The following is a 3666-nucleotide window of genomic DNA, read 5'->3' as shown; positions in this document are numbered from 1 at the left end:
CGCAGGGCGCGCACCCGGTCGGCGGGCAGCGCGGTGGCGACCACCGCGTGGCCGGTGAAGGCGACCGAGCACTCCGGCCCGTGGTGCGGCCGGGAGAGCACCGTGACGGCCCCGTCGTCCTGAGGGAAACGGCCCTCGGCGGCGTCCCACAGGAGCGCCAGCAGCGGGTGAGGGGGCCCCAGGGCCTCGCGGCGGGAGTCGAGGAAGTCCAGCAACTCCGCGGTGAACCGCTTCGGCTGCTCCAGGTTGGGCAGATGGCCCGCGTCCGGCACCACGGCGAGGACCGAGCCGCCGATCAGCCGGTGCGTCTCCTGCGCGTCCGCCACCGGCGTGTAGGTGTCCTCCGCGCCGACCAGCAGCAGCACGGGCACCCGGGCGTCGGCCAACGAGGCCCGGTAATCCGGGCGTTCGGCCCGTGCCCGCAGGGCCGCGGCCGCGCCGGCCGGTGCGGTGGCACGCATCATGCCGGTCACGTGGCGGGCGACCTCGGGCAGGGCGGTCACATGCCGGGGCGCGATCATCCGGTCCAGGACCTCGGCGGCGTACCCGTCCATGCCCTCCGCGAGCAGCCGGTCGGCCAGCGTGTTGCGCAGGACGCGGCCCTCCTCGCTCTCCCCGACGGGCGAGGTGTCGGCCAGCACCAGCGCGGCCGTGCGTTCCGGGTGGAGCCGGTGGAACTCCATGGCGATCTGCCCGCCCATCGACAGCCCCACCACCACCGCCCGTGCCACACCGGCGAGGCGGAGCAGCGCGGCGAGGTCCTCGGCGAAGTCCCGCCACGTCGTTCGCCCCGGGACCACGGGGCTCGCCCCGTATCCGCGCAGGTCCGGCAGGATCACCCGGTACCCGGCGGCGGCCAGCGCCTCGGCCTGCGGCCGCCACATGCTCCGGTCGAAGGGGTGCCCGTGGACCAGCAGGACGGGCACGCCGTCCGCGGGACCGAGGTCGTCGTGGTCGAGCGTCACCCCGGGCCGGACCACGACGGGACCGGAACGCGCCTGCCCCCCGGGCGGCACGACACCGGCGGCGTGTCCCTCCCGGCCTGCGCGCGGTCCGGGGTCCCGGAGTGCCGCTTCGCCGTCGTCGGCGCCGTTGCCACTGCCGCCGTCGCCGTTGCCGCCGTCGCCGTTGCCGCCGTCGGCGCTGCCGCCGTCGGTCCCGAACGGATCGCTCATGCCGTCTGCCCCCTGTTCGTTCCGCGCGGCCGGAGACGGCCGCCGCCGTCATCGTCCGAGATCGGATCCGTGATGCCAAACGCGTTTTCCGGGGGCCGGCCGCTCCGCCCGCACGAGGTCTACTCCGCGGAGTCGGCCGGCTCCACCGCGGTCAGCGACACCGTGCCGTCCGGCGCCACCGACCAGCCGGGGTTGTGGCAGACCTCCCAGCGGTGACCGTCCGGGTCGGCGAAGTAGCCGTGGTAGCCGCCGAAGGCGGCCCGCTGCGCCGGCTTGAGGATCTCCGCTCCCGCCGCGGCGGCCCGCTCCATCGCCTCGTCCACCTCGGCGGGCGAGTCCACGTTCCGCGCCAGGGTGAACGGCGTGCCGGCCGTCGCCGGGTGCCCCACGTCGGCCGACAGGTCGCCCAGCCGGAACAGGCCCAGCGCCACGCCGCCGCCGACCTGGTAGAAGACCACCTCGTCCACGTCGAGCAACGGACTCCAGCCGAGGCCCCGCGTGTAGAACCGGCGGCTCACCCCGAGATCCCGCACCCCGAGCGTCACCAGGCTCAACTGCTGTCGTGTCGTCATGACTTCACGCTAACCGCCGCCACCGTCACGGCGAGGTGGACGCGCGGCACACCGGGGTACCCGGCGGCGGGCCCCGGGTGCGAGGGCCCCGGGTGCGAGGGCGCACGCGTACGAGGCGTGAGGGCGGCCGACGACGGGAAGGGCGGCGGGATGTTCGCGCAGTTCACCGAGACCACCATCGACACCGGCGAGGCGTCGGTCTTCCTCCGGCAGGGCGGGCAGGGACCGCCCGTGCTGCTCCTCCACGGGCATCCGCGCACCTCCGCCACCTGGCACCGGGTGGCGCCGCTCCTCGTGGAGCGCGGCTTCACCGTCGTCTGCCCGGACCTGCGCGGTTACGGCCGTTCCCGGGGCCCGGATCCCACCCCCGACCACGGCGCCCACTCCAAGCGGGCCATGGCCGGTGATCTCCTGGCCGCCATGCGGGAGTTGGGGCACCGGCGGTTCCAGGTGGCCGGACACGACCGCGGTTCACTGGTCGCGCTGAGGCTCGCCCTGGACCACCCGGAGGCGGTCACCCGGGTGGCGTTGGCGGACTGCCTGCCCGTCTCCGAGCACCTGGCCCGCGCCGGGGCGGAGTTCGCCACCCGGTGGTGGCACTGGTTCTTCTTCGCCCAGCCGGAGATCCCCGAACGCGTCATCGGTGCCGACCCCGACGGCTGGTACCGGGGCGACCCCGAGGCCATGGGACCGGAGAACCACGCCGAGCGGCTGGAGGCCGTGCGTCGGCCGGAGGTCGTCCGCGCCATGCTGGAGGACTACCGTGCCGGGCTCACCGTCGACCGGGCCCACGAGGAGGCCGACCGGGCGGCGGGCCGGCGCGTGCGCTGCCCCGCGCTGATCCTCTGGTCGCTGCGTGACGACCTCGAGGAGCTCCACGGCGACCCGCTGGAGATCTGGCGGGGCTGGGCGGACGACGTCCGCGGCCACGGGATCGACTCCGGCCATCATGTCGCCGAGGAGGCCCCCGAGGCACTGGCGGCCGCCCTCGGCGACTTCTTCGCGGGGAGCGCCGGGGCCCGGGCCCGCTGACCGGTACCCGGGGCACCCCCGGCGGCGCGTCACGGGTGGGTGCCCTCGCCCCCCGTGTGCAGGTGTGCCCGTTCCCCGTTGTGGTCCAGGACGGTCAGCAGTTCGACCGGGCCCTCGTGGGCCCTGATGGCGTGCGGCGTCATGGTCGAGAACTCGGCCGCGTCGCCTGCCTGGACCAGCACCGTCCGGTCGCCCAGGTGCAGGCGTGCCGTGCCGGAGAGCACCGTGAACCACTCGTGGCCGGGATGCACCTTCAGGCTCTCCGGTGTGAACGGGAGGGCCGGGGTGATGCGCATCTTGGCCACCGTCACCCCGTGGACCGAGGCCTCCCGGGAGAGCAGCCAGACGGTGGTCCCCGGTGTGTGCGAGGGCTGGGGGCGGATCACCACGTCCTCGTCGTGCGGCGACTCGACGAGCTGGTCCAGCGTGGTGTCCAGGGCCCGGGCGATGGGGACGAGCTGGTCCAGCGAGATCCGGCGGTGACCGGTCTCGATCCGGCTCAGGCTGGACGGACTGAGGTGGGCCCGGGCCGCAAGGGCGTCGAGGGACCAGCCCCGGGCGTGCCGAAGGCTCCGGATCCGCTGCCTGATCAGACCGTCCAGGTCGACTTCTTGCGTCATAGGCAAGAGTGTATGCCTCAGGGGCAGGGGCCGCCTTACGGTGGGAGACATGACGCACCACCCCGCTCCCAGTCACCGTCCTGGCCCCGGCCACCACCATGCTCACCCGGAAGGCGGCACCCGGCACGACGAGCACGGCCACGCTCACGGCCACCACCACGGCCACGGCGGTGACACCGCGCACGCCCGGCTGCTGGAGCTGGAGGCCACGACCTTCGCCCCCGCGCTCGAGGAGGTCCTCGACCGCGCCGCGACCGCCCTCGGCCC

General features: G+C 74.9%; 4 protein-coding genes and 1 pseudogene. 2 read left to right on the top strand and 3 right to left on the bottom strand.

The genetic code is table 11. The features are described from left to right. Together HW445_RS34170 and HW445_RS22235 are read right to left on the bottom strand one after the other, a co-directional pair. The coding region (locus HW445_RS34170; RefSeq protein ID WP_180222741.1) for an alpha/beta fold hydrolase at window positions 1–1175 on the bottom strand (1175 nt) is incomplete at its 3' end. 119 nt (window positions 1176–1294) lie between these two features. Further along, window positions 1295–1747 (bottom strand): VOC family protein, encoded by a 453-nt coding sequence (locus HW445_RS22235; protein ID WP_180222740.1) that lies wholly within the window; start codon window positions 1745–1747, stop codon window positions 1295–1297. A 150-nt stretch (window positions 1748–1897) separates the two neighbouring features. Between HW445_RS22235 and HW445_RS22230 the strand changes: the two genes are divergently transcribed. Beyond that, on the top strand, window positions 1898–2779 hold the full coding sequence (locus HW445_RS22230) for an alpha/beta hydrolase (protein ID WP_180222742.1): 882 nt from the start codon (window positions 1898–1900) through the stop codon (window positions 2777–2779). Window positions 2780–2808: 29 nt separating this feature from the next. Here the strand turns inward: HW445_RS22230 and HW445_RS22225 are convergent, their stop codons facing one another. Continuing rightward, the gene (locus HW445_RS22225) at window positions 2809–3399 is read right to left on the bottom strand and encodes a helix-turn-helix domain-containing protein (protein WP_180222739.1); all 591 of its coding nucleotides are present in this window, start codon (window positions 3397–3399) and stop codon (window positions 2809–2811) included. Window positions 3400–3448: 49 nt separating this feature from the next. Here HW445_RS22225 and HW445_RS34165 point away from each other — a divergent pair. After that, window positions 3449–3666, top strand: a pseudogene (locus HW445_RS34165) (hypothetical protein); the annotation flags it as partial.

Origin of the sequence: Streptomyces sp. UH6 (assembly GCF_013421635.1) — a bacterium.
Lineage (GTDB): Bacteria > Actinomycetota > Actinomycetes > Streptomycetales > Streptomycetaceae > Streptomyces > Streptomyces abyssomicinicus.
This window is presented reverse-complemented; position numbering and strand designations above follow the sequence as displayed.

Bases quoted from the DNA above. Each gene is read 5' to 3' on its own strand.
- HW445_RS22230 (WP_180222742.1), top strand. From the start codon at position 1,898: ATGTTCGCGCAGTTCACCGAGACCACCATCGACACCGGCGAGGCGTCG.
- HW445_RS22225 (WP_180222739.1), bottom strand. From the start codon at position 3,399: ATGACGCAAGAAGTCGACCTGGACGGTCTGATCAGGCAGCGGATCCGG.
- HW445_RS22235 (WP_180222740.1), bottom strand. From the start codon at position 1,747: ATGACGACACGACAGCAGTTGAGCCTGGTGACGCTCGGGGTGCGGGAT.